25 protein-coding genes are annotated in these 26194 nt (G+C 52.3%); 14 read left to right on the top strand and 11 right to left on the bottom strand.

Annotated elements, in window-relative coordinates; genetic code table 11:
- Position 1: 1 nt before the first annotated feature.
- A complete protein-coding gene (locus tag ACQ0MK_RS12235) occupies positions 2-865 on the bottom strand; it encodes an ABC transporter permease (RefSeq protein WP_430472846.1) in 864 nt (287 codons plus the stop codon).
- A gap of 163 nt (positions 866-1028) precedes the next feature.
- On the bottom strand, positions 1029-2117 hold the full coding sequence (locus ACQ0MK_RS12230; protein ID WP_430472845.1) for an ABC transporter substrate-binding protein: 1089 nt from the start codon (positions 2115-2117) through the stop codon (positions 1029-1031).
- Between the two features lie 143 nt (positions 2118-2260).
- On the opposite strand from ACQ0MK_RS12230, the gene ACQ0MK_RS12225 reads away from it, so the two are divergent.
- A complete protein-coding gene (locus tag ACQ0MK_RS12225) occupies positions 2261-2881 on the top strand; it encodes a TetR/AcrR family transcriptional regulator (protein WP_430472844.1) in 621 nt (206 codons plus the stop codon).
- 49 nt (positions 2882-2930) lie between these two features.
- Here ACQ0MK_RS12225 and ACQ0MK_RS12220 read toward each other — a convergent pair whose 3' ends face one another.
- The gene (locus tag ACQ0MK_RS12220) at positions 2931-3650 is read right to left on the bottom strand and encodes a hypothetical protein (protein ID WP_430472843.1); all 720 of its coding nucleotides are present in this window, start codon (positions 3648-3650) and stop codon (positions 2931-2933) included.
- Positions 3651-4009: 359 nt separating this feature from the next.
- On the opposite strand from ACQ0MK_RS12220, the gene ACQ0MK_RS12215 reads away from it, so the two are divergent.
- Positions 4010-4579: a YdeI/OmpD-associated family protein gene (locus ACQ0MK_RS12215; protein WP_430472842.1), complete on the top strand. Its 570-nt coding sequence runs from the start codon at positions 4010-4012 to the stop codon at positions 4577-4579.
- On the opposite strand, the gene ACQ0MK_RS12210 is transcribed toward ACQ0MK_RS12215, so the two are convergent.
- Entirely contained in the window at positions 4580-5221 is a 642-nt protein-coding gene (locus tag ACQ0MK_RS12210; RefSeq protein WP_430472841.1) for a TetR family transcriptional regulator, read from the bottom strand. It lies immediately after the preceding gene.
- Between the two features lie 163 nt (positions 5222-5384).
- Between ACQ0MK_RS12210 and dctP the strand changes: the two genes are divergently transcribed.
- The 7 genes from dctP to ACQ0MK_RS12175 all read left to right on the top strand — a co-directional run bounded on the left by dctP (position 5385) and on the right by ACQ0MK_RS12175 (position 12850).
- The gene (gene dctP, locus ACQ0MK_RS12205) at positions 5385-6488 is read left to right on the top strand and encodes a TRAP transporter substrate-binding protein DctP (protein WP_430472840.1); all 1104 of its coding nucleotides are present in this window, start codon (positions 5385-5387) and stop codon (positions 6486-6488) included.
- A gap of 413 nt (positions 6489-6901) precedes the next feature.
- The gene (locus ACQ0MK_RS12200; protein WP_350046406.1) at positions 6902-7753 is read left to right on the top strand and encodes an AAA family ATPase; all 852 of its coding nucleotides are present in this window, start codon (positions 6902-6904) and stop codon (positions 7751-7753) included.
- Between the two features lie 5 nt (positions 7754-7758).
- Positions 7759-8946: a vWA domain-containing protein gene (locus ACQ0MK_RS12195; RefSeq protein WP_430472839.1), complete on the top strand. Its 1188-nt coding sequence runs from the start codon at positions 7759-7761 to the stop codon at positions 8944-8946.
- A 133-nt stretch (positions 8947-9079) separates the two neighbouring features.
- A complete protein-coding gene (glpQ, locus tag ACQ0MK_RS12190; protein ID WP_430472838.1) occupies positions 9080-10126 on the top strand; it encodes a glycerophosphodiester phosphodiesterase in 1047 nt (348 codons plus the stop codon).
- A 126-nt stretch (positions 10127-10252) separates the two neighbouring features.
- Complete coding sequence (wrbA, locus tag ACQ0MK_RS12185; protein WP_430472837.1) at positions 10253-10855, top strand: NAD(P)H:quinone oxidoreductase; 603 nt, start codon at positions 10253-10255, stop codon at positions 10853-10855.
- Between the two features lie 186 nt (positions 10856-11041).
- Positions 11042-11905: a pirin family protein gene (locus tag ACQ0MK_RS12180; RefSeq protein ID WP_430472836.1), complete on the top strand. Its 864-nt coding sequence runs from the start codon at positions 11042-11044 to the stop codon at positions 11903-11905.
- Positions 11906-12151: 246 nt separating this feature from the next.
- The gene (locus ACQ0MK_RS12175) at positions 12152-12850 is read left to right on the top strand and encodes a substrate-binding periplasmic protein (RefSeq protein WP_430472835.1); all 699 of its coding nucleotides are present in this window, start codon (positions 12152-12154) and stop codon (positions 12848-12850) included.
- Between the two features lie 114 nt (positions 12851-12964).
- On the opposite strand, the gene ACQ0MK_RS12170 is transcribed toward ACQ0MK_RS12175, so the two are convergent.
- From ACQ0MK_RS12170 to ACQ0MK_RS12160, 3 genes are all read right to left on the bottom strand, one after another.
- Complete coding sequence (locus ACQ0MK_RS12170; RefSeq protein ID WP_430472834.1) at positions 12965-13951, bottom strand: hypothetical protein; 987 nt, start codon at positions 13949-13951, stop codon at positions 12965-12967.
- A 106-nt stretch (positions 13952-14057) separates the two neighbouring features.
- A complete protein-coding gene (locus tag ACQ0MK_RS12165; RefSeq protein ID WP_430472833.1) occupies positions 14058-14843 on the bottom strand; it encodes a hypothetical protein in 786 nt (261 codons plus the stop codon).
- Positions 14840-15379, bottom strand: a complete 540-nt coding sequence (locus ACQ0MK_RS12160; RefSeq protein WP_430472832.1) for a sigma-70 family RNA polymerase sigma factor — start codon at positions 15377-15379, stop codon at positions 14840-14842. The genes ACQ0MK_RS12165 and ACQ0MK_RS12160 overlap by 4 nt, the downstream gene beginning before the upstream one ends.
- Positions 15380-15549: 170 nt before the next feature.
- Here ACQ0MK_RS12160 and ACQ0MK_RS12155 point away from each other — a divergent pair, with 170 nt between their 5' ends.
- On the top strand, positions 15550-16341 hold the full coding sequence (locus ACQ0MK_RS12155) for a hypothetical protein (protein ID WP_430472831.1): 792 nt from the start codon (positions 15550-15552) through the stop codon (positions 16339-16341).
- Between the two features lie 204 nt (positions 16342-16545).
- Here the strand turns inward: ACQ0MK_RS12155 and ACQ0MK_RS12150 are convergent, their stop codons facing one another.
- Positions 16546-17760 (bottom strand): NADP-dependent isocitrate dehydrogenase, encoded by a 1215-nt coding sequence (locus tag ACQ0MK_RS12150; protein WP_430472830.1) that lies wholly within the window; start codon positions 17758-17760, stop codon positions 16546-16548.
- Positions 17761-18185: 425 nt separating this feature from the next.
- Between ACQ0MK_RS12150 and ACQ0MK_RS12145 the strand changes: the two genes are divergently transcribed.
- Complete coding sequence (locus ACQ0MK_RS12145; RefSeq protein WP_430472829.1) at positions 18186-18350, top strand: hypothetical protein; 165 nt, start codon at positions 18186-18188, stop codon at positions 18348-18350.
- A gap of 79 nt (positions 18351-18429) precedes the next feature.
- On the opposite strand, the gene ACQ0MK_RS12140 is transcribed toward ACQ0MK_RS12145, so the two are convergent.
- The gene (locus ACQ0MK_RS12140; protein ID WP_430472828.1) at positions 18430-19071 is read right to left on the bottom strand and encodes a TetR/AcrR family transcriptional regulator; all 642 of its coding nucleotides are present in this window, start codon (positions 19069-19071) and stop codon (positions 18430-18432) included.
- A 96-nt stretch (positions 19072-19167) separates the two neighbouring features.
- On the opposite strand from ACQ0MK_RS12140, the gene ACQ0MK_RS12135 reads away from it, so the two are divergent.
- The 3 genes from ACQ0MK_RS12135 to ACQ0MK_RS12125 all read left to right on the top strand — a co-directional run bounded on the left by ACQ0MK_RS12135 (position 19168) and on the right by ACQ0MK_RS12125 (position 22389).
- Positions 19168-20271, top strand: coding sequence for an HlyD family secretion protein (locus tag ACQ0MK_RS12135; protein WP_430472827.1), 1104 nt, complete (start codon positions 19168-19170; stop codon positions 20269-20271).
- Positions 20271-21872 carry a DHA2 family efflux MFS transporter permease subunit gene (locus ACQ0MK_RS12130; protein ID WP_430472826.1) on the top strand — a complete coding sequence of 534 codons (1602 nt, stop codon included), beginning with the start codon at positions 20271-20273 and terminating at the stop codon, positions 21870-21872. Before ACQ0MK_RS12135 ends, ACQ0MK_RS12130 begins: the two co-directional genes overlap by 1 nt.
- 235 nt (positions 21873-22107) lie before the next feature.
- Complete coding sequence (locus ACQ0MK_RS12125) at positions 22108-22389, top strand: hypothetical protein (RefSeq protein WP_430472825.1); 282 nt, start codon at positions 22108-22110, stop codon at positions 22387-22389.
- A 90-nt stretch (positions 22390-22479) separates the two neighbouring features.
- On the opposite strand, the gene ACQ0MK_RS12120 is transcribed toward ACQ0MK_RS12125, so the two are convergent.
- On the bottom strand, positions 22480-23439 hold the full coding sequence (locus tag ACQ0MK_RS12120) for an EamA family transporter (RefSeq protein ID WP_430472824.1): 960 nt from the start codon (positions 23437-23439) through the stop codon (positions 22480-22482).
- Between the two features lie 208 nt (positions 23440-23647).
- Positions 23648-26173 carry a CoA transferase gene (locus ACQ0MK_RS12115; RefSeq protein WP_430472823.1) on the bottom strand — a complete coding sequence of 842 codons (2526 nt, stop codon included), beginning with the start codon at positions 26171-26173 and terminating at the stop codon, positions 23648-23650.
- Positions 26174-26194: the final 21 nt, after the last annotated feature.

Below are 26194 nucleotides of genomic sequence, written 5' to 3'. Positions count from 1 at the left end.
TTTATGTTCTCTCCATCTTAAGCCAGCGGGCACAAGCAATATAGGCCAGTGTGACGACCCCCATCAGAATGATCGAAAGGGTTGCTGCCATCGGGAAATCAGCCCGCCTGCCAAGTTGCAGCATGATGACTTGGGGCAGGGCAAGTTCATTATTGCCGCCCAAAATCTGCGGGGTGATGTAATCGCCAATACACAGAACAAAGGTCAGAAACGCACCGACCATAATACCGGGCAATGTTAGCGGTAACACAACATGCCAGAACACCTGAAACCCGTTGGCGCCAAGATCGGCCGCGGCACGGCGATAGTTTGGCGGCATCTGCACCAGATTGGCATAAATCGTCAGGGTCAGAAGCATGACGAAGAAATGCACAAACCCGATCACGGTGGCAGACCGTGTGCTGGCCATTTCAAGCGGTTCGGCAATCAGCCCGATCTGGATCAGGGTATTATTGATCACGCCGTTTTTGGCCAGAACCAGAAGCCATGAGTATGACCGGACAACATAGCTGGTCCAGAACGGCAAAATCGCCATGATCAATGCCATACGTTGCCATTTTTGGGGCACCCGTTCAGCAATAATCCATGCGAGTGGATAGGCCAGAAGGATGGAAATAAAGGTGACGGTAAAGGTGATTTCAAGCGAGACAAAAAGACCCTTGAGCAAATGGGCCTTTTCAAAAAACGTGATGTAATTATCCAGATTCCACGCCATCACCAATTCGCGCCCTTTGCGGGTGGCAAGGCTTATGGCAGCCATGACGATGAAGGGGATGACGAAAAACGCGACCGTCCACAGCAAAGCCGGGGTCACAAACCCCCAGGCGCGGCGATTTTCGCGTGTTTCAAGGGTGGTAGAAGCCATCACGGTGTCCTTTGTCGCACCCCATATGGTCGGTTCGGACCGGGGTGCTGTCAGTCGGTGACATTTGGGTGGGGCGCGGCCGTTCAGGCAATTCTAGCGCAAGTTTGAACCATTGCCCCGCAAAAAGCGGGGCAATGGTGGGTGGGCAACAAGCAAGGGATGCTTATTGCTGCAGCATCTCGACCCATGCATCCTGCATCTGGGCATCCAGATCGGCATCCGGGATCGGATAAAGTTGCGAGTTGGCAAGATAAGCTGGCTGATCATCCCAGCGCAGGGCGACCTTTTGCGCATCGGTCAGGTTTTCGCCTGCCTTGGCATTAGCGGGCATCCCCCAATAGCAAGATGAGGTTGCAAGACGCGACTGACCTTCGGGGCTCATGATGTATTGAACGAATTTCAGCGCCAAATCAGGCTTGGCTGAGTCTTTCATCACCGCAATCGACTGCGCCCAGCGAAGTCCACCCTGTTTCGGGATGACCCAATCAAGGTCGGGTTTGTCTTCGGACAAAACCGCCGTGATCCATTCACCACCGCCAACAAGAATGTCGACCTCGCCTGTGGCCAAAGCCGTCTGGGAGGAGACAACTTCACCAACCTGTTTGGAGACCTTCTTCATCGCAAACAGCTTTTCCTTGATCGCGTCCATATCGTCCGCGCCAAGATCGGCTGTGTCGATGCCAAGGCCAAGTCCAACCAGACCGATCACCGGCAGGTAATAATCATAAACCGCAATACGTCCGGCATATTTGTCCGACCAGATCACCGACATGTCTTCCATGTCTTTGGGATCAACTTTGGTTTTGTCGAACGAAATGGTGTTGTAGCCGAACTTTTCAGTGACGGCGTAGGTCTTGCCATTTTGCGTATTGTTTCCGGCCATCACGACTTCCGGGAACAGATCAGCGGTCGGCAGGGCATCGGCCGGAATTTCGGCCAGAAGATCCATTTCAACGGCGCGATGGACATCAACGCCATCAATCACAAGCACATCCCAGTCGCCCGGACGGGATTGTTCAATGATCGAAAGGCCCGCACCCGTGCCTTCATATTCCTTAAGATTGACTTTGACGTCGTATTGCTTTTCGAACGGCTCGATCAAAGCCGGATCAGTATGATCACACCAGACAAGAGCATTAAGCTCCTCGGTGGCCTGTGCGCTGTTGGCAATCGCGACTGCGCTCAAGATAAAGGTCGCAGCACCGCCCAGCAGCTTAATGCGGGTTTTCCCCGTGGAAACGTGACGAAACATTGGCTCTCCCTGATTTCATATTGAGGCCTCCCTTTTTATTGGGTATCTCGGCACTCATTTCGGTGCCGTTGAAAAAATATTGAACGTGTTCATTTTTTGAGTCAATGTAAATTTTGAACCCGTTCAGTTTTCCCGGAGTAACGATGTCAGGTTTGCGCGCCCAAAAGAAAGCCGACAAAAACCGCCGTATTCTTGAGGCGGCGACGACTTTGTTCCGCAAGGTCGGGTATGACAGTGCGCGCATTGAAGACATTGCCGACATGGCCGGTGTGTCCGTCGGAACGTTTTATAATTATTATAAAAACAAGGGCGACATGCTGATGGCGACGGTCTCGATGGAGGTCGAAGAAGTGCTGGCAGCAGGTGATCAGGTCATTGGTCGTGAACTTGACGATGTCGGCAAGGCATTGTCGGAACTGATCGGTAAATATTACGACCATTCCCTGACATATCTTTCTAAAGAAATGTGGCGTACCGCGATGTCACTTTCAATCGGGCAGCCTGAAACACCGTTTTCAAAACGCTATACCGCCCTTGATCACCGCCTGTCCAAACAGGTCTGTGATCTGTTTCGGTCCCTGCAAACGCGCGGGATCGTGCGCAAGGACGTTGATTGCGACGCCACGGGTGAACTCGTCTTTAACAATGTGAACATGATGTTCATCGAATTTGTCAAAGACGAGGACATGGATATTGACGGGTTGAAGGCCGAAGTCACCCGACAAAATGCCCCCGTCACGGCACTCATGTCACATCTGCCTTAGTCGCTAGACAGCGGCACCAATTCAGCCTGCACGTAACACCTTTACGGTCTCAATCAAGAAACTCGGTTTCTATTTTGGCGGCGTTGGCGCGGGCCCATCTGACCACGGCTTTGACATTGTCTTCCTTGTCTTCGGGGAAGAAAGGACGGGTCAATTCGACAGGATCACCGTCGGCATAATCGGGCAACATCTGATTTGCGTCTTGGCGATAATCAAACCCGTATTCGACATAAAGAAACTTGTGCCCGCGCGTAAAGCGATAGGCGGTGCTGAGCATATCATAAGGGCGATCAACCCCCATTGCATGGGCGTTGCTCATCGCGGTCTTTACATATTCGGCAAAATTATCGAACGCACTGATGGTCTTTTTCTTCACCCCAAAGCAGCTTTGACGACCAAGATCCACGTTGGCGTTGGTGTGGTGATAAAGAAGGTTAGGTTGCGGATCACAGAAGGACGCAGAATAGAAAGAATACCCCATCCCTGCATCAAGCGGACTGGCGATTGTGACCAATCCCCGCAGGAAGTTGTCACTGTCAATCCGGCCCAACGCGACGGCACCAAAGGTGATGTAAGAATTGTTTTGGCCTGTTTCGGTGGCAAGAACAGTCCAGTCGCCTTCTGGCAGTAAGACGTCGCCTTGCGGCAGGGTAACTTTGTCCCGGATCACTTTGCCAATCGGAAAATCAGTATGAAACTGATTGCCAACAGTTGCGACGCAGGCTGACATGAATAACGTCAAACCAAGTAACAGTAATTTTTTGCTCATTTTGTCCCTCAACCTTATTTTAGGTTGATAGTAACGGCATAAGATAAAATGCGAACCTGTCCAAAGGGGCAGGGAAATTGAAAGCGCGGTATAGGGAAAATAGTATCGAAACCGTCGATGATGCCTTGACTGAATGGGGTGTCACAATCCGGGCCGTTTCGGGTTCAACCATGTCAGCAGTTTTTAGCGGTCATATCGCGACTGGTATGGTGAAATCCCGGCATCGGCACTGCTGCGCAAATCGTCAGGAGGATGGCAGTTGCCGTTCCGTCACGGTGGAAAATTTGATCGAAAAATTTCCGATGGAATGGTAGGGATTTGCATCTTTGGGTTGAGCGCCGATAGCGGAGATTGCACATATGAGCACATCGATTGATCGTTATTTCACCGATGCAAAAAACTGGTCGAAAGAGATGACGCGTTTGCGCGAGGTTTTGCTGGAATGCGATCTTGATGAAGATCTGAAATGGGGAAAGCCCTGTTACGGATTTGAAGGCGAAAACATTGCCATTATCCAGCCGATGAAGAACGTTTTGGCTTTGATGTTTTTCAAAGGCGCGTTGCTCGACGATCCCGATCAACTGCTTGAAGCGCCCGGTCCGAATTCGAGATCCGGTCGGCGGTTCCGGTTTCGAACTCTCGAAGATATCGAGACTGCCAAGGACGCGATCGCGTCCTTTGTCGCCGAGGCCATCAAAAAATCTGGTACTGAAATCGAAAAGCCCGATGCAATCGAATTGCCACAGGAACTGATTATCCGGCTTGATGAAGACACAGAGTTGAAAGCGGCATTTGACGCCCTGACACCTGGACGTCAGCGTGGATATGGTCTGTATATTGCTAGTGCCAAACAGGCAGCCACCCGTCTGGCGCGTATTGATAAATATCGTTCCCGCATCCTTGAAGGCAAGGGGATGCATGACCGCTGATCAGGCGTCCTTATCGGCTGCTGCGTGCAAATAGGCTTGTGCCACCAACCGGCTTTCATCCTGTAATCGCGCCAATGCGTCACTTCCTGCTGCAAGTTGCCCGAAGCTTGCCCGCGACAAACCGGCAAGTGATGACAGCACGGTAAAGGTAACCTGTTTCGGGTCTTTGAAGGTCGCATCAGATGCCTGTGCCAAAATATTACAGATGGCCATGCCTATGCGGGCGAAAACATTGGAAGACATGCGCACCTGATTGATCGCACCGGCAACGCGATACATCGCCTCGGTTGCATCGGGGTTGACCATTTTCACAGAGACATAAGTATCTGCAATGCACGCGGCGAGTTCTGAAAGCGGGGCGGGTGGATGATGTGCTGCGATCTCTTCATAGGCGCGTGCCATTTCTTCGAAATGCTTCAGCAGGATGGCGTAAAGAAGCGCTTCCTTGTTGGGAAAGTATTGATAGAGCGTCCCAACCGAAACACCGGCACGTTCGGCGACCCGCGTGGTGGTCAGTTTGTTCATATCATCGGCCAGTAAAACCTGAATGGTTGCCGTATAGATCGCATCAACGGTCACCCCGGATCGTTCCTGAACAGGCTGTTTTCTGGGCTTTAGTTTCTCTGTTGTGGACGATTTCAATATGCGAATTCCAAGCTGAAGGATAATTCAGATATATTTGCATCATGACGATCGGGTCAAGACGGACCATATCAAACAGGCCTGATCATGACTGCAAACTTAAAACGAGCACCAGCAAAGCTATCAAATTGGATGCCCGTCCCACGATTGGAGAGTGGTACATATGCGTGAAGATCGCCAAAACTCAACCCTTGTGACCATTGGCCGCAGACTGTTTGTCGGTACCGTCATCGGGGCCGTTATTTCGGTTTCAGGCATGGTGCAGGCCATGGCACAGGATGCCAGGACAGCGCCCCGTATCCTGAAATTCAGCGATCATCAGCCATCTGATCGCATGCGCACGCGTTTCCTGCGCGACGTTGTCTTTCCGTTGATCGAGGTGGAATCAAGCGGGCGCCTCAAGATCGAAGATCACTGGGACGGCGAACTTGCCAAGGCTTATGATGCCTTGGGTGCAGTGAGCAGCGGGGCGGTGGATATGGCAACCACGGTGCCGGAATACACCGCCAAGGAATTGCCACTTCATCAGATATTCAAAAGCTTCATCGTCGGTCCGACGGGTGATCGCCAGGTCGAATTTTTCCAGCGTATTTACGATGAGGTCCCGGCCTTTAATGAAGAACTGGCTGCCAGCAACATAGTGCCGATCTTCTTTGGAACGGGTTATCCGGTGGCGTTCTATGGCACGAAGCCGATGGCAGACCTTTCGACCATCGCCGAGCAAAAATGGCGTTCGGCTAGCTTCTGGCATCTCGATTTCCTGAAAAACACTGGTGCGACGCCTGTGCGCGTGCATTGGGGGCCGGAAGTTTATGAAGCGATGAAATCCGGTGAACTTGACGGTCTGATGGTTAATGTCGATAGCGGCTATTTCCTCAATGCTCATGAGGTGGCACCAAATATTCTGGTCTCCTATGACTTGTGGCTTGGTCACGTCTATCCGCTCACCATGAACAAGGATGTCTGGGATAGCCTGAAGCTTGAGGATCAGGACGCGATCAAACGCGCGGCAAGCAAGGCCTATGAAGCCCTTGGCAATGTCATGATCCAAAGCTTTGATGCGCAGGTCGAAAAGCTGCGAGAGGCGGGGGCAAATGTCCGCATGCTTGACGTAGCCGAGGTCAAAGCCTTCGCCGCGGCCACCCGATATCAGGACGTTCAGGCGGCCTGGGTCACTGAACAGGAAGCCAATGGCATCACCAAAGCGGGTGCTGTGATGGGCGAGGTTACCGCGATCATGAACGACGTGATGGTGAAGACCAACTAAACCGCCTTCGGAACCAAATCTCCCCGGCCGACATCCGGCCAACCCCAGCGATGCAAGGAGCACGGTTTGTGTTCCTTGCATTTCATTTTGAAAACTTGCCCTCTTGATGTCGAAAGCCGGGGCTGTTCTCAACGTAAACCGTTGTTTAAAAGCGGTAATAAGGTGCATGCTCGATAACGAATAGACCAACAAGGACACAAAACCACAACATCAGCTGAGTGGGTTGATAAAGGGGGCACAAGAACAAGTTTTCAGGAAGTAGCAGTTATGCAAAGCCCCGTGCAGGCGTTTAATCGAAACTATGCGTAATTGCGGTCACCAGTCACAAGATTACAAGGTTGGTTTGCCCCCTTGCTCAAGTAGCTTTAACACCCTAGGTTAACGCAAACGTCAACCTTTGTTGCAGGGCACAAATGAAATTTCAGGGTACGGAAAACTACGTCGCAACCGAAGATCTGATGGTCGCGGTCAATGCCGCCATCACGTTGCAACGTCCGCTTTTGGTCAAGGGCGAGCCCGGAACCGGCAAGACGGTTCTGGCCGAAGAAATCGCCAAATCCCTTGGTAAAAAACTGATTACATGGTCGATCAAATCGACCACCCGCGCCCAGCAGGGTCTTTATGAATATGATGCGGTATCGCGCTTGCGCGACAGCCAGTTGGGGGATGAGCGAGTTCATCACATTGGCAATTACATCGTCAAAGGCAAATTGTGGGAAGCGTTCGAGGCCGAAGGCGACGATGCGCCGGTTTTGCTGATTGACGAGATCGATAAGGCCGATATCGAATTCCCCAATGACTTGCTTCAGGAACTCGATCGCATGGAATTCTTTGTCTATGAGACACAGGAAACCATCAAGGCAACCAACCGCCCGATCGTGATCATTACATCGAACAATGAAAAGGAACTGCCAGACGCGTTTTTACGCCGTTGTTTCTTCCATTACATCCGCTTTCCCGACGCCGATACGATGAACGAGATCATCGAGGTACATTATCCCGGCATTCAAAAACGTCTGGTCGCCGAAGCATTGAACCTGTTTTACGACATGCGCGATGTGTCGGGCTTAAAGAAGAAACCATCAACTTCGGAACTTCTTGATTGGTTGAAACTTTTGATGGCCGAAGATTTGCCGCCCGAAGCATTGCGGGCCAAGGATGCCAAAACCGCCGTTCCGCCCTTGCATGGTGCGTTGCTTAAGAACGAACAGGACGTACATCTGTTTGAACGCCTTGCCTTTATGGCCCGGCGCGAAGGGCGCTAAGCGGAATGTTCACCGGCTTTTTCTATAAGCTTAAAGATATCCGGGTTCCGGTATCCTTGCGCGAATATTTGCTGCTGCTTGAGGCGGTGGAAAAGGGATTGGCGGGTTATTCGGTTGAGGATTTCTATTATCTTTCGCGTGCTGCCTTGGTGAAGGATGAACGCCATCTTGACAAGTTCGACCGGGTTTTTTCCGAACATTTCAAAGGTGTGATTGACCTTGCCGATGGCATGGATGAGGTCGGGCAAACCGAAATCCCCGATGAATGGTTGCGCAAACTCTCTGAAAAATTCCTGACGGACGAAGAAAAGGCCGAGATCGAAGCCCTTGGCGGCTGGGAAAAACTGATGGAGACGTTAAAACAGCGTCTTGAAGAACAAAAAGGTCGTCATCAGGGCGGCAACAAATGGATCGGAACGGCGGGAACATCGCCGTTTGGCGCTTATGGCTATAATCCCGAAGGGGTGCGGATCGGGCAGGATAAATCCCGTCATCGCCGCGCGGTAAAAGTCTGGGACAAGCGCGAGTTTAAGAACCTTGATGATAGTGTCGAAATCGGCACGCGCAACATCAAGGTCGCCTTGCGCCGGTTACGCAAATGGGCCCGCACCGGGGCGGCGGACGAGCTTGATCTGCCCGGCACCATCACGTCAACCGCAAGGCAAGGCTGGCTTGATGTGCAGATGCGCCCCGAACGCCATAACGCGGTCAAAGTCCTGATGCTGTTTGATGTTGGTGGGTCGATGGATGACCATATCAAGGTCTGCGAAGAACTGTTTTCTGCGGTCAAAACCGAATTCAAACATCTGGAATATTATTACTTCCACAACTGTCCGTATGAAGGGCTGTGGAAGGATAATGCACGGCGCTGGAACGAACAGGTATCAACCTGGGACGTGATCAATAAATATGGCTCGGATTACAAACTGGTGATTGTGGGCGATGCCACCATGAGCCCCTATGAAATTAGCTATCCCGGTGGGGCGGTCGAACATTGGAACGCAGAAGCAGGCGCTGTCTGGCTTCAACGTTTACTTGATCATTTCGGCCATGCCGCATGGATCAATCCGCAGTCGGAAAACTGGTGGCCGCATCATCAATCAATCCAGATCATGCATAAATTGATGACTGGTCGGATGTTCCCGTTAAGCCTGGATGGACTTGATCGCATGACCGGGGAACTTAACCGCTAAACACGCGTTTCTTTATCAGCGTAACAGTTTCATGAAGATTGCAGATGGGTGATGCCCCGGCATTCCTGTCGCGTGAAACCACGCCTATAGTCCTGAAAACCCCGGACGGGGCAATGATCAAAGGAATTTAGGAATGCTGGTAGAAAAGATGATCCGGTCAAGCTTGCTGGCGGTTGGCATATTGGTTGCGGGTATGCATGCATCCTTTGCCCAGGATGTAACGCAGGAAAAAGTCGTAATCGCCCATCGCGGTGCGTCGGGCTATTTGCCAGAACACACTTTGGCGGCAAAGGCGCTGGCCTATGGCATGCGGGCCGATTACATCGAACAGGATGTGGTTCTGTCAAAAGACAGCATTCCGGTCATCCTTCATGATATTCATCTTGATGCGACAACGGACGTTGCGCAAAAATTCCCCGAACGTGCGCGCGAAGACGGGCGGTATTACGCGATTGATTTCACCTTGGCCGAAATCAAAACCCTGAACGTCACCGAACGGTTTAAGGCCGACACCGGCAAGCAGGTTTATGCAGACCGCTTTCCGGGTGAATTTGGCATATTCAAAGTCCCGACACTGGAAGAAGAAATCAAGCTTGTTAAGGGGCTGAACCATTCCACCGGGCGTGATGTTGGCATTTATCCCGAAATCAAAGACCCGGCTTTCCACCGTGCCGAAGGGCAGGACATTACCAAAACCGTGATCTCGGTCCTTGAAAAATGGGGCTATAACAATCCGGCTTCAAATGCCTTTGTTCAGTGTTTTGACTGGTCCGAAACCCAGCGTATCCGCAATGAGCTGAACTATCAGGGCAAGTTGGTGCAATTGATCGGCGAAAACCGCTGGGGCGCACCGGACGGAACCGATTATGACTATCTGAAATCCAATGACGGCATTCTTGAAATGGCCAAGGTCGTGGATGGCATTGGTCCATGGCTGCCCCAAGTTATAGAAGGGCTGAGCGAGAATGGCACGGCGATGATGACACCCACCCTGATTGCGGCCCAACGGGCACAGCTTATGGTTCATCCCTATACGTTGCGTGCGGACCAATTGCCTAAATGGGCAGGGGATATGGATATTGCATTAAAGGCGATTTTTGATGATGCCGGGATTGATGGCATTTTCACCGACTTCCCCGATCAGGTTGTGCAATATCTCGCCAGTAATCCGGGGGCTTAGTTTAAGCGCAAAGGTGGATTAACGGTTGTTGCGTTTCGTGCATCAGTTTGTTTCCAACCTGTGCGTTTCGGATGCCTGTTTGGGCTGCCATCATAAAGAATTGAGACATCAACCAAGGAGCTCGTGATGACCAAGGTACTTGTTCTCTATTATTCCATGTATGGGCATATCGAAACCATGGCCAATGCCGTGGCAGAAGGTGCGCGCGGCGTTGCCGGTACGCATGTCGACATCAAACGTGTTCCGGAAATCATGCCAGAAGAGGTCGCAAAGGCCGCCGGTGCGAAACTTGATCAAGTTGCACCGATTGCAAGTGTCTCAGATCTTCCAGAATATGATGCGATTATTTTTGGTGTGCCAACCCGCTTTGGCAATATGTCAGCCCAGATGCGGAATTTCTTTGACCAGACCGGTGGCCTTTGGGCCAAGGGCGCGTTGATCGGCAAAATCGGTTCTGTTTTTGCCTCGACCGGCACCCAGCACGGTGGTCAGGAAACCACGATTACCTCAACTCATACCACCTTGCTTCATCATGGCATGGTGATTGTTGGCGTACCTTATAGCTGTGCCGGCCTGACCAATATGGATGAAATCACGGGCGGGTCGCCTTATGGCGCCTCAACCCTTGCTGGGGCTGATGGTTCGCGCCAGCCGTCCGAGAACGAACTTGATATCGCCAAGTTCCAAGGCAAGCATGTTGCTGAACTTGCAGCAAAGCTGGCTGGATAAACGTTCAAATATCATTCTGAAAAAGAAGGGCAGTTCCGCAAACGGGACTGCCTTTTTTGTATATTTCCGTACATATGGAAACAATCCGATGCCTGACTGCGTCTTGTTTGGCGACAGTTTTGTGCGAAATTGGGGCAATGAAATTGTATCTGGTGCGCAGCACCGGTGAGCTCAGGAGATTTTAAAATGTCGGATGCCGATACAAAAGCACGCGGTGTGAAACGGGTTTTGCGGGCCATGGATACCTCGGACGGGGCAGGCGTATCGCTGAAACGGTCTATTGGCTCGCCTCAGCTTGATATGCTTGATCCGTTCCTGATGCTTGATTCAATCTCGACCGACAACGCCGATGATTACATTGCCGGTTTCCCGGAACATCCCCATCGTGGCTTTGAAACCGTGACCTATATGGTCGAAGGCGCAATGGGCCATAAAGACAGCATTGGCTCAGAAGGTGTTTTGCGATCAGGTGGTGTGCAATGGATGACAGCCGGAAGCGGCATCATTCATTCAGAAACACCAAAGCAGGAAAACGGCCTTTTGCAGGGGTTCCAACTGTGGATCAACTTGCCTGCAAAGGATAAGATGATCGATCCGCGCTATCAGAATATCGAAGCACCGGATGTGCCTGAAATTGCTGTAAGCGACGGGGTTGATCTGCGCCTTGTCGCGGGCGAGATGTTTGGCAAAACCGGCCCGATCAACGGGATTTCGACTGATCCGGTATTTGTTGATGTCAAACTTGATGCCGGTGCAGAAATTTCCATCCCGATTCCAGAAGGCCATGCCGGGGTTGTCTATGTTTTCATTGGCGATGCGGTGATTGCCGGTAAAGACGTTCCGACGCACCATTTGGCGGTTCTGCGCAACGGGAACAGTGTGACGCTCAAAGGGGGCGAAGACGGCGGACGGATGTTGGTGATTGCAGCCCGTCCGTTACATGAACAGGTCGTACGCTATGGCCCGTTCGTCATGAGCAGCAAACAGGAACTCATGCAGGCCTTTGACGATTTCCAGAATGGCAGGTTTGTGCGCAAGGCTGTATCGTAAAACGCTAAACATCCTGCGCGCAGTATGCGTTTGACACGAAAGTCCCGGTCATTTTTGATCGGGGCTTTTTTGTTGTGCAGATTTAAAGTTGCTTCTGGGACCGTTCCGGGCTTGAAAGAAGCGCAATATTTTCTAACCTATAGAAAGCATAAAACAAAAGGCGATTACAGCGCGATGGTTACAATAGCGCGGCGCATTTTTTATACGGTCTTGATCTTGGCGGGCTTTGTAACCGCATCGCCTGTAATGGCAGATGAACTTCGCCAAGAAATCAGATTGGTCACCGGTGATGCCTTTCCCCCCTTCGCAGATCGAAAGTTTGATGGCGGCGGCATCATTACCCAAGTTGTTCGCCGAAGTTTTGACATTGCCGGTTATCCCCAGGTGACCGTGATCTGGCGTTCCTGGCTTAAAGGGTATGAAATGACGCTTGAAGGGAAAGTGGATGGTACTTACCCTTATGCCCAAACGCCTGAACGGACGCGATCAATGCTGTTTTCTGAGCCGATAGCAAATCTGTCTGCCTATGGCTGGTTTTCCACAAAACGCGCACCTTACAACGATAATATTGATCTGGTCGGCAAAACGATTTGTCTGCCATTGGGGCATGGGGAACTTGGCCAGACCGGACAGTTGCTTGGATCAGGACAGGCAAATCGCGTTTCGCCACCTGATATGAAAACCTGTTTCAAATTGCTTGCTGCCGGGCGGGTCGATAGCGTTGTCTCCCCCGTGCCAGAAGCTCTTGCCGCAATAACCGATGGTGGGTTTTCCGAAGATGATTTTGGCCATATCGATGAAAGCCTTTCGGATATGCCCTTACATTTCATTATCGGCCCAAAACACCCCAGAGCCCAGACAATCATGAATGATTTCAATCAGGGCCTGAAGAAATTGCGTGATAGTGGCGAACTTGACCAGATCCTTGGGCAGGCGCAGTACTAGATCCCTTGTGACCAACCATGGTTGGTCACGTCCATGGAAGTTAGGACACTCTTCCATCGGGATATGGGCCGTTCCAAAAGGGGTGATGCGACAATGATCCGACTGATGGCTTGACTAACTCGCCTTGTCGGCAACCTCGTCTTCGATAACCCACCCGTCATCGGTGCGACAGGCGGTTTTGATCTGTTCGCTGGTTCGGCTGCGCGCACTGAGTTCTTGGCGATATGTGCGACACCAAACCCCCTTGTCCGTTTGTACTGTCTTAAGGGGGGTAATTGCGATGGTCAGGGAAGACTGGGTTGCGCGTTTGGTATCACCGGAATTGATATTCTCGAGTGCGACTTGAACGGTTTTTGACACGCGTTCGCGCTGTTTTGGTGGGATTTTGGCCGGTGCGGGACCGTAGGTCAGAAGGCTTTCTTCATCTTCCTCATCTGAATTCCATTTGCGATACCGCTTTACGTAAAAGCCGACGTCGGGCGCGTACCACCATTTGGTCGTTTGCATCCACCATTGTTTGTAATACCGCGCACATTCAATGACGAAACTGTCAAAGGTGCCGGCTGGAACTTCGACCGTTTCGGTGGTCGGAACTTTGCAGGTCAGCCATTGGTCGAAACTGTTGGTGTCGCCGGTATCGGGATCAATATTTTCCGATTTCGTCGATACCCGGACAAACTTCGCAACCGAAAGTGGCCAGATGCTTTCTGAGCCTTCCTTGATCGTCGCACTGCCGGTCCTTTTGCGGTCTTCCTGATCTGTATAGGACCAATCAAGATTGGGACCGGTGAAATCCGCCGTGGTTTCAAACCGGTAATCGCCGCCGCCATTCCATTCAACGCGATCGCCATTCAGGCTGCTAACGTAGATGGCCCGCCCACTGTCAAAGACAAATGCGTCGCCAACACCAAAGCTTGGCAAGGATGCAGGGGCAAGTTCCGGTCCGGAATTCGGGGTTTCTTTTGCGTAGGCTCCAAGCCCGTCATTGAGATCGTTCAGGGATTGGGAAAAGTCATCCATCGTTTGACAACTGCCAAGTACGACAAGGGCGAAAACGCAAAAAAGCGCCGTTACCGGGCTCGTAAGACTGCGGGGGGGCATTGGTTCGATCCTGCTCATTCTTTTTATTTGGGGCTTTTCATCTTGGTCGTCAAGTCACACTCATCAGGCAGCAACCGGTGGACACCCGATTGCTGCCTGAGTGTGTTTAGAGTTTCTGTTTCGGTGCCATGGGATCTTCGATCTCGGGCAGGTCAGCGCCCGGGATCAAGCGATAAACCGTTTCCCATTGACCATCGCCAGTACGGCATGCGCGGCCATAAAAACTGTCAGGACCATTGGCAAAGGTACTGGTCGGGAACGTTACCTGATATTCACGGCAAAAACGCCCGGACTGACGGAAGGTGCGCAGCGGTTCGATCAAGGTTTCCGCATTATCAGAATTCCCTTGATCAAGGGCAACATGGCGGATCGCACCGCTTAGCGTCTTTTCCAGTGTCAGACTGATTTCCTGATCAAGTACCGGATTGCTAACCGGCGAATAGGTCACAAGTTGCGCATTACCGTCCGATAGGCTTGCAACGTCGGTTGCCGTTATATTCTGACTAAACCAATTGCCACCGACAAAGGCGATCAGAACGGCGGCTGCCGCGCCAATGCCGGTCCAGATCGCAGTGTTGCCATTTGCCGCGTGCGGTGGTGTGACTGATGTCTTGCCACTGTCTGTATAGGTCCGGACACGCGACGGGATTGGCTTGCTATCGAGAATATCTTCGATGTTTTTCGAAAGTTTCGGATAAAGCGCATCAGGCAGAAGCCGTTCGGACTGGTTGCGCAGGACGATGGATTGACCAGCCATAATGTTGAATTGGCGGGTCAATACCGGGCAATTGGCAATCCGGTCTTCAAGCTTGCGGCTTTCAGTCGGTGCGAGTTCGCCGTCGATATAAGCCGACAGCAAAATAAAGTCCTGATCCGTTAATGCTGTGGTCATGGCGATCCTCGTTGAATATCGGTGTTATCTGTTGTCTGGCTGTCATCGTCATAAAGGGCCGCAAGGGCCTTTCGGGCACGGGCGACGCGGCTCATGACGGTGCCATCGGGCACTTGAAGAATATCGCCGGCCTCGCGGTAACTATATCCTTCAATCAAAACCAATGTGATGGCAGAACGTTGTTCTTCCCCCAGTGCGGCCAAGGCAGATTGCAGGAACATTCTGTCTACGCCGCCATGGTTTTGGCCCGGTGCGCTGTTGTCGCGTGCATCTTCGAACGAAATAACATTGCCGCGGCGCTGGTCCCGACGTTTTTCGTCAATCCAGCTGGTCTGAATAATCCGGTACATCCAGCTATCAAGCCGGGTCCCGGTTTCGTATTGATGGATCCGCTCGACGGCTTTGGCATAGGCGGTTTGCACCAAGTCCTCAGCCGCGATTGGATCACGTGTCAACGACCGCGCAAACCGTAAAGCGCGCGGTAACAGATCTGTTAGTTCTGTTTTAAGTGCGGTGTCCAAACCGGGGTGTCCCATACTGGTTTTGTGGATCCTATTGTGTAGATAACGTCTACGTTGGTCTGTTTCTTCCGTCACATTTAAAAAAAATCCAGAAAAATTTACGACGGCTGGGAAGAAAGCTACAAGCCGGGGCGTTGTCCTTGCAAATCAACACGAAATTCCCAGCACTGGATTGGAGAAGACCAATGACACGCTACGAAACAAAAAGTCTGCGCACAAAGATTGCGACGGCAAGCATTCTGGGCTTTGGTGCCTTTGCATTGATTGCAACACCAGTGTCGTTCGATATCAGCCACTATAAAGTGACCGACAATGCTGCATTTGCCCAAGGCAATGGAAACGGCAATGGCGGTGGCAATGGTAACGGTGGCGGCAACGGCAATAGCGGTGGTAACGGCAATAGCGGCGGTAACGGAAACGGCAATAGCGGCGGTAACGGAAACGGCAATGGTGCCGATGGTCCGGGCAATAGCGGCGGTTCCGGTAACAGCAATGCTGGTGGCAACGGAAATGCCGGTGGCAATGGTGGCGGCAATGGGAATAGTGCAGATGGTGCCAAAGGGCAGGGCAACAGTGCTGCTGCACGTTCCAGCGCGCAGGGGCTTGGTCTTCAGTCGAAATCTGCATCGGCAGAAGAAGGTGAAGAAGAAGGCGTTGCAGATCGCAGCATGCCGCCCGGCATTGCAAACGCGCCGGGGCTTGCCGGTGCATTGCCACCGGGTATCCAGCGGGTATTTGGCGCACCAGCCGGGCCTGACGTTGACCCGGATGTCGAGCAGGACATCATTACCAAAGGCTGGAAAGAGCTGACCCGTCCAGACGCAGATGATGGCGAAACCCCTGATGATGGCGAGCCGGACGTCGGTGACACGGGGGATGCCGGTGATACGGGTGACACAGGCGATACAGATGACACTGACGATACCGCTGATACCGGCGTCACAGGTGAAACTGACGATACAGGCGATAACGCTTAAGGACGAACCACAAAGCAGTTGATTCTGCTTCAAACATCGTGGTCGTACCCAAGTCCACGGTGATACTCAAGGCCCCGTCTGGTCCCCCCCCCGACGGGGCTTTTTTTTGACAAAAAATTGGGGGCGAGCACGAAAAAGCCCCCGCCGAATAATTGGCGGGGGCTTCTGAATTTGGCGAAACTGCCAGCGTGATCAGATCACTGATCAGGCCATTGCAGCTTTCAGGCCTTCGTCGAGTTTGTCGAGGAACTGGGTGGTGGTCAGCCATTTTTGGTTCGGGCCGACCAAGAGTGCCAGATCCTTGGTCATAAAGCCGGCTTCGACGACATCAACGCAGACTTTTTCAAGGGTTTCGGCAAATTTGACGACTTCCGGGGTACCATCGAATTCACCACGGTATTTAAGGCCCTGCGACCAAGCAAAGATCGACGCAATCGGGTTGGTCGAGGTTTCTTTGCCCTGCTGGTGCTGACGGTAGTGGCGGGTCACGGTGCCGTGGGCCGCTTCTGCTTCGACGGTCTGCCCATCCGGGGTCATCAGAACAGAGGTCATCAAACCGAGCGAGCCAAAGCCCTGTGCCACGGTGTCAGACTGAACGTCGCCGTCATAGTTCTTACAAGCCCAAACAAAACCACCGTTCCATTTCATGGCACAAGCAACCATGTCATCGATCAGACGGTGTTCATAGGTGATGCCCGCTGCTTTAAACTTGTCAGCGAATTCTTCCTGATAGACTTCTTCGAACAGATCCTTGAAGCGGCCGTCATAGGCTTTCATGATCGTGTTCTTCGTCGATAGGTAAACCGGCCAGCCAAGATTGAGGCCATAGTTCAGGCTGGCACGTGCAAAGCCCTTGATGCTGTCATCAAGGTTGTACATCGACATGGCAACGCCCGAAGACGGGAAGTCAAAGACTTCGTGTTCGATGGGCTCGCCACCGTCTGCCGGCTGGAATTTGATCGTCAGTTTACCTGCGCCCGGAACTTTGAAGTCGGTCGCACGGTACTGGTCACCAAATGCGTGACGGCCAATAACGATCGGCTGGGTCCAGCTCGGCACAAGACGCGGAATGTTCGAGCAAATGATCGGCTGACGGAAAACAGTCCCGCCGATGATGTTACGGATGGTGCCGTTCGGCGACTTCCACATTTTTTTCAGGCCGAATTCCTTTACACGGTCTTCGTCCGGGGTAATGGTCGCACATTTAACACCAACGCGGTGTTCCTTGATGGCGTTTGCCGCATCAATGGTGATCTGATCGTCAGTTTCGTCACGTTTCTCAACCGAAAGATCATAGTATTTCAGGTCAACGTCGAGATACGGCAGGATCAGTTTGTTTTTAATGAAATCCCAGATGATCCGGGTCATTTCATCGCCATCAAGCTCGACGATTGGATTCTTAACTTGAATCTTGCTCATAGAATACTCCCTTGCTGACCGCGGCCGGAATACAGCGCGGCTGCCATTCAAGATGGTTAAATCTCTGTCTTCCGGCGCGCGAGGGAGCGCCCTGGCCACGTCGGGAGAGCGCAACATACAGGAAGCCATCAGAAAATCAAAGAGGGCGACGCAACAACAACAACATCATCGGGGAATTCGATAGGTTCGGCCTTGTTTGACAGGGGCTTCGACGAGGTTTTTCTACCCAAAAAGGGTAATTCTACCCGTGATTTACCTCGATTTATCGAAAAGCGGGGCCTGGCTTGGCGTAGCGGTAAAATTGCGAAGTGATGTGACACGGATCAAAGAAACCCGGGTCAGAAAAACAGTAAAATGATGATGTTGAGCGAAACAGACGAAGACTCCGAAAGGCGTTTCTCGTCAAAATGGGGAATACCAAGAACATGACGACCGAGAACACCGTGATCCTTGTCGTATGCGTGATCGGATTTTGTCTTTTGGGGTTTGGGTTTAACAACCGGGATCGCAATTGGGGTGTTGCATTGATGTGGGTTGGCGTCATCACCATGATGGGGCCGATTGCCTATCGATTGCTGACCTTGTTTTAGATCAGCCGCCGAAATCACATCAAAACGGGGTCGGGGGACCATAGTTTGGTGTGATGGCGTAAGCGCCAGTCGGACAGGCCTATTCTGGCGCGGTTTCGGGACCAATCCCGTAACCGCGCAGGAACATATCAACTGCGGCCGTTACGTGACCGTGCAGGTCTTTTGCCTGGGGTTCCCAATCGATATAGGACATCTGGCGGATGTCATAGTCGGCTTTGACCAGGCTGGCAAAAAACACAGCAGCTTGTTGGGCATCGCCCTTGGGGAAGGTGCCCTCGGCCATCTGGCGCTCGAAATAGGCGGCGATGAACCGGCGGCCCGTCATTAATCCACTTTCATAAAAGACTTTTCCAAGTTTCGGGAAACGGGGCACCTCGGCCAGAAACAGCCGCATATAGCGAATGGTATCTGGCATGGTCAAAAGCGTCATCAGCGTTTCGCCATAATGAATAAGGGCTTCGCGTAACGGCAAATCGGTCATTTCAAGACCGCTCATGGCCGATGTGACGCGACCGGTGCAATCGCGAATCACCGCTTCAAACACACCATCCTTATTGCCAAACAGTTCATAGATCGTGCGGCGTGATCCGCCGGCCTCGGCCGTGATCATTTCCAAAGTCGTGCCCGCAAGGCCGTGTTGGCAGAACAATTCACGCGCGGCCTCAACCATGGCTTCGCGGCGTTTGAGCGTTCTGGGATCGATCTTTTTAGTCTCTGACAAAGGATTTGTTCCAATTCGGCACTTGACGTTTGGTACTGATTGGTACCATAAAGGTGCAAATGGTACTAATCAATACCAAAAGGAATTTGCAAAGCCATGAGTGTGAAGAAAGTCATTCTGCCCCTGATCGCAGTGGCGATTATCGGTGGCGGTGGATATTTCGGGTTTCATTGGATGACCGAGGGTCAGTACTTTGAAGAGACTGACAATGCCTATCTACAGGCAGACGAGGTCGCCATTTCTCCCAAGGTATCGGGGTATGTCGGTGATCTGGCGGTTGCCGAAAACCAGTCGGTGCGCAAAGGCGATCTTTTGCTGTCGATCAAGGACGAGGATTACCGTCTTGAAGTCGCCCAGACCGATGCGACGCTTGCAGCACGCCGTTCTGCTGTGACCACCATGGATCAGCAGATCACGTTGCAAGAAGCCGCCATCAAACAGGCCGAGGCAAATGTCCGCATCGCCAAGGTCGAGCTTGATCGTACCAGCGAAGATTTCCAGCGCTATGACGACTTGGTCAAAAAGGGCGCTGCAAGCCGTCAGAAATTTGACTATGCCAAGGCCGACCGCCAGAAAGCACAGGCAGAGGTGGCTGCCGCCAACGCCACCCTTGGTGTTGAACAGGGTCGTCTTGGTGTCTTGCGCGCACAGAAAATCGAGGCCGAACGTGCTGTTGCACAGGCCCAGGCCGCACGTGATCTTGCGCTGCAGGCCCTTTCTGATACCAAAATTTATGCACCATTTGACGGTGTGATTGGTAATCGATCGGTTCAGACAGGGGCGCTGGTGCAGCCGGGCGAGCAGCTTTTGGTTCTCGTACCATTGCCCGGTGTTTATGTGGTCGCCAATTTCAAGGAAACCCAGATCGAACATATGGCCCACGGCCAGAAAGTCCGGGTTGAAATTGATGCCTTCCCCAATGCCGATATTACCGGCCATGTCGAAAGCTTTGCCCCGGCAACCGGTGCGCAGTTCAGCTTGCTTCCGCCGGAAAATGCGACCGGCAACTTTACCAAAATCACCCAGCGCGTTCCAATCCGCATTTCGCTTGATAACAGCAAATGGGTGGCGGCATTGCGTCCGGGCCTGTCGGTTGTTGTCGATGTCGATACCCGCGATGCCGATGGCACACGCCATGTTGCCGGTTCAGGTTTGGCGCAAAGCGTCCTTCCGGCCACGGAAGTCTCGGAGCTTAACTGATGAGCAGCACGGCTGACAGTTCATCCGCACCAACTCCTGCCATAAGTCCCGCACAAGGCGCGCCGGTTGATCGCGTCCAGTTTATTGGCTGGATCGCGATGGTTGTCGGTATGTTTCTGGCGATCCTTGATATTCAGATCGTCGCAAGCTCGCTTGAAAATATTCAGGCAGGCCTGTCGGCAAGTCCCGATGAAATTGGCTGGGTGCAAACCAGTTATCTGATTGCCGAAGTGGTGATGATCCCGCTTTCGGGGTTCTTATCGCGCCTGATATCAACCCGCTGGCTGTTTGTGATTTCGGCCATCGGTTTCACCATCATGTCGATTGCCTGTGCGTTTGCCTGGTCAATTGAAAGCATGATCTGGTTCCGGGCCATGCAGGGTTTCCTGGGTGGTGCGATGATCCCGACGGTGTTTGCCACCACCTACATCATTTTCCCGCCGGAAAAACGCAATACTGCGACGGTCATGATTGGTCTGATCGCCACCATGGCACCAACAGTCGGGCCAACATTAGGCGGGTTCCTGACCCAGTCGTTGTCCTGGCATTGGTTGTTTTTGGTGAATGTGCTGCCAGGTTTTTTGATTGCACTTGTGGTGGGGATGACGCTTCGTATCGACAAAGGTGATCGTTCGCTGTTGAAGGGGTTTGATCTAAAAGGTTTGGTCGCGATGGCTGTGTTTCTTGGCAGTCTGGAATATGTGCTTGATGAAGGCCCGAAAGATGACTGGTTTGATGAACGGGCGATTGTTTATGGCGCGATTGTTTGCGTGCTGGCGGGCATCTATTTCTTCTGGCGGATGTTTAGCTATGACAAACCGATTGTTGATCTGAAATCGTTTGCTGATCGTAACTTTACCATGGGGTGCGTGTTTAGCTTTACCCTTGGCATCGGCCTGTATGGCAGTGTCTATATCATGCCGCTGATGCTGAGCCGTATTCGGGGCTATGACAGTCTTGAAATCGGCATTGTCATGGCGGTCACCGGGGTTGCACAATTCCTGTCCGCCCCGATTGCCGGGAAGATGGCGGCCAAATATCCACCGCGTGTTGTTCTTGGCTTTGGGCTTTTGCTGTTTGCTGTCGGGCTTGCGATGCATGGTTTTAACACCAGCGAAGTGTCGTTTGACGAGCTGATCTTGCCGCAGATCGTCCGTGGTGCCGCCCTAATGTTTTGCATGTTGCCCATCACCAATCTCGCCCTTGGCACCTTGCCACCAGAAAAGATCAAAAATGCCAGCGGTCTTTATAACCTGATGCGCAACCTTGGCGGGGCGATTGGCATGGCGGGGATCAATACGTTGCTTGATAAACGCATTGATTATCATTTCTCGCTGTTATCGGACCATATCAATCCGGCAAGTACGGCGTTTAAGAACTATCTGGCGACGATCATGGCGCGCTATTCGGAAATGGGCATTCCTGATCCACATGCGGCGGCAATGAAATTCATCGTCAATCTGGTAACACGCGAAGCATCGATGATTTCGTTTAACGATGTCTATCTTGCTTTGGCGGCGACCTTCTTTATCGCCTTTTTGCTGCTACCTCTGGCCAAGCCGCCGCGTGCCAATGCCGGTGGTGGAGGCGGCGGGCACTAACGCCCCAAAATGCAACATGCTTTAGCGTCGAAAATTGCGAATGGGTTCGTCGCAAATCAAACAGGCCGCACACAGTTCCCCCGACCCCGCGAGCTTTTTTGCTCGAGTGCGGCTTGGCCGGTCCCCGTTCCCCCGGGGACCGGCATTTTTGTTCACGACAGAAATATGATCAGGGGGTGGTGTTATCCCAAGTTGAGTTCGAAATGATTGCAGTGTGTCATTTAGGCAGCCTGACGTGGCGCTGAGTGTTGCACAACCGGAATTCAACGAAGTCATGCTCGGTCAGACCAGACTTAAAAATCAGATCGATGCCGCCATGTTTGGTGAATGTAGAGCAACGCTTGATACGTTCGAGTTCTGGTGGCCAATCGTGACTCCTAAAGAAGCGATAGAATCTTTTCGACCACTCGGTCGTCGGATAAACGAAACGCCCGGGGATGAAGTCCCGGGCGTTTCTGTCTTCCGGCAGGGGGGCGCCGAAAGGAAGGCAAAGCACGATCTCATCACACCAACATAATCGGGGGGCGTTGGTGGGGTGGATGTTCCCTTCGGGGAAAAGGGAGCCGTGCCTTGCCGCTCGCGTGGATGGGTAATTATTCCACGCGGATCAGGGTGATATCGGTTTTGCCGCAAGCATCCGCTGTTTTGAAGCATGCCGTTGTTTGGAAACAGTAATCTGGATTATCCCGATCATGATCAGCAGGGAAGAGATCCAGAACACACTGTCATGTGTCGGGGTTGGGGTCAGACCAAACCGGGCGGCAATCATTTCAAGTGCCAACAGGATGAAGGGCAGAATGCTGGTTGAAAGAATATACTTTTCAATTCCCGCTGTTTTGATTGATCGCAGGGATAGAACCATTGCAGGACCGCGAAACAAAACCCCGATCACAAGCCCGGAAATCAGCGTTTCCGTGCCAAACAGACCGGCGGTCGAGATATAGGGAATGGGCACCGGACTGATCAGGTTAACCAGTGGCGGAACCGCCAAAAAGATCGATGCGGTGATCAGCAACAACACCCCGGTAAAGCGCAAATGCGCCCATGCATCCTTGATCTGGTTATCCGGGTGTTTTTCGGCCAGAACCGATGATGAAATTGCCGTGACCTCGGATGCCAGCATCAATAAAACGGCCGGATTGGCAAACCCGCCGGGCAGATGCCATGCCAGCCAGACCGCCCCTGCAATCAAAGTTACATGGCCCAGCCATTCAGACCGTCCAGGGGCTCTGCCCAGAATAAAGGTCGCGGCAATGGCGGCCAGCGGCATGCCGGTTTGCGACAAAATACCGCTTTCCGGTGCGCTGATATATAAAAGCGATGCGGTCCATGTCACCCCGGTCATGACGCGCAAAAAACCATAGGCCCAATTGATCGGCAGGGTGAATTGCCGCCATGGAATACGACGACCCGGCGCCATCAGAACAAGGGCAATCCCACCAAACACCAATTGCCAGCACGTCATGGCATATGGATTAATGTCAAAACTGGTCAGGGCAATGCGGTTGCACACCAACAACATGGCCCAGATCAGGGTGGTGCTGAGCAGCAGGATCAATACGGACATATGATGAATTCGTAAAAGTTATGATTCGATTCTGTATAGTGCACCGAATAGAGAAAATAGGCGACGGGATTTTACGGCCAAACATCTGAAATTAATTCATGAAAACAAAATCCCGCCACAGAGGAATTCTGTGACGGGATACAAGGATCAGGGGTTATCTCGGGGCAATTTATGTCGCACCACTGGCGGCATTTGCGTCATTTCCCCCTTAGCTTGGGATATACTCGTCGCTCCATGAAACACTTAAATCACCAGATTTGAGCATGGTCTCGATCGCTTGATCGGCATATCCAAGTTCCTTGAGGATACTGCGCGTTGACGCGCCGAATTTTTCGGATGGCGACAGGGCAAGGACCTTGGACCGGACCGTGCGAACCGCATAAGGGTCAAGCTGGATAACTTCGTGGCCACTGGGGTGGTCAGGATAGAGCGAGAAGGAATAACTTCCGTTTTCCGTTCCGGCCGTTCCGTCTGCATCTCGGGTGTTTTCGGCGCGCAAGGCATCGATATTATCGCAAATGGCAACACCGATATCCGCCGTGCGAAGACGTTCAACCCATTCAATGGCGGGCATGGTTTGAAACGCGGTTGCAAGATAAGTTGCGCGTTCGTCGACCGGAACGTCTGGCAGATCTTCAAGACCTTCGACATTACGAAATCTTGGCAGGTCGCTTTCATAGGCGCTGAGCAGCAGATAGACACCCGACGCCGTGCTGTAAAATCGGTTCAGTTCATCATTGCCGTTCATTTCCGGACCTGATGGTTCGTCAAACAGCCCACGTCCCCTAAAATCATAGGCAAACGGGATTTGCAAAAGACCGCTATTGGCTGTCAGCGACGTACGACCGCGCCCGATGCGGCCAAAGCGGTATTTCTGATAAAGTGCTGTGGCAACTGCAAGCGCACCGCCAAAGCCGCACATTACATCAATGGTGCCGACATGGGCGTGTTCTTCGGGGCGATCCATCGCACCACCGAACCGCAACATGATACCGGTGGCGGCCTGCACCAGATCGTCATAGCCGATATAGTCGGTGCGAACACCGCGATTTACGCCACTGAAACAGTCAAGTTTACAGAAAATGGCGTTGGGGTTGAGTTTGCGCAGGTTTTCGGCATCAAGGCCCATACGCTTGATCTGGCTGTCCGGGGCGTTCCAGATAATTACATCAACTGATTTGACCAGATCTTCGAACACCTTGCGTCCGTGTTCTGCCTTGATGTCGGCCAGAATGGATCGTTTTCCGCGCATTTGCGACAGGCCGTAAATAACCGTGTTCCAGCTGTCATAAAGCGGCACAGATGGATCAAGCTTGATGACGTCTGCACCAAACCGCGCAAGATAACTTGCCGAATGCGGGCCCGCGATCACATTGCAAAGGTCAAGGATTTTAACCCCCGAAAGCCAACCTTCCTGCTCAGTGGTGTCCTCTGGGTCGGGGATTTCGGTGCGGTGCTTTTTCAGGATTTTAAGGGCTTCGTCGAACTCAACCCAGCGCCGTGGTTCGGGTTTAAGGGCCTCTTCACCACTTTCTTCCATCCAGACAACCGGGCCGGGCGTTGTCATTTCGCCATATTCCGGGTCCCAGGTATCAATCATCAGGCCGGATCCTTCTGCGTATTCGTCGTGGATCCATTCCTGCAGCCAGCGTTGAGGCGCACCGGGAATGCCGCCACGGCCAAACATCTTTTTCCATTCATGCGATGTTCGGGTCATGAAGACTTCCTTCATGCGTGCGGCAATCTTGTCCGCCCAGTCTTTTGGCATCGGATAGACGCCAAGAGATGTTTCAGACTCCCATTCCGATTGGGGTTTGTAGGTGTTGTCTTCCGATGTCAGACCATCAGCGACGAGTTCGTCATACAGACCAAGAACTTCAAGGCACCGTTTGGCGTGGAATTTGTGGCTTGGGCAAACCACGTAAAACATCCGCCCATCCTTGCACATATAGCTTCTGAAAAACGGATCGAGAAGCTCCTGCAATTCCTCGTAGCTAACATTCATCGGTAGGCCTTCGACACGGCGTCGCTCGATCTCCAGCTCGCGCTGGGTGAGATAGCGTTTGGGCATGTCGGAAACCTTGATCGAGTTGTAGCAAAGCCCTTCCATCACCGCTGCGGCAAGGGGGACTTCGATTTGATCACCAAGGCCGGTAACCTGTCGGGACTGCAAAGCCAGAACAACAGCCGATGCCGCGATTTGAGAAGCATAGGCAGAAGACAAAGGTAGTGGTGAAAACGACGGGTTCAGCCCCATCAGAACGCGGTTCAAACCCATATCGGTAAAAACACCCGAACTTGCCGCAACGATGCTTTCAAAAGCGCGTAATTCGCGGCGTTCTTCATCGTTTGATGCAAATCCCGGTACGGACAAGGTGATTAATTCCGGGCGTTCCTTGCGCATTTTTGCAAAGTCAAAGCCAAGCTTGGCAAATTTTCCCGGTCGGAAATTTTCAATGATGATATCGGCCTCGGCACATAATGTATGCGCCTTTTCCCGGCCGTCATCCGATTTCAGATCCAGATTTAGGATCACCTTATTGCGGTTAAGTGTCGCATTGGCCGGGCTATCCCACATCGGACCGTCTGGAGGATCAATATGAACCACTGTTGCACCAAGATCGCCGAGCAACATCGCAACGGCAGGACCCGCAATATATTGCCCAAAATCAATGACTTTGACGCCGGTAAGCGGGAGCTGGGAAAACGAGGTGTACATTTTTCCTCCAAACATGAATTTGGTTTTCTTTTGGAT

Origin of the sequence: Thalassospira lucentensis, assembly GCF_050516545.1 — a bacterium.
GTDB lineage: Bacteria > Pseudomonadota > Alphaproteobacteria > Rhodospirillales > Thalassospiraceae > Thalassospira > Thalassospira lucentensis_C.
This window is presented reverse-complemented; position numbering and strand designations above follow the sequence as displayed.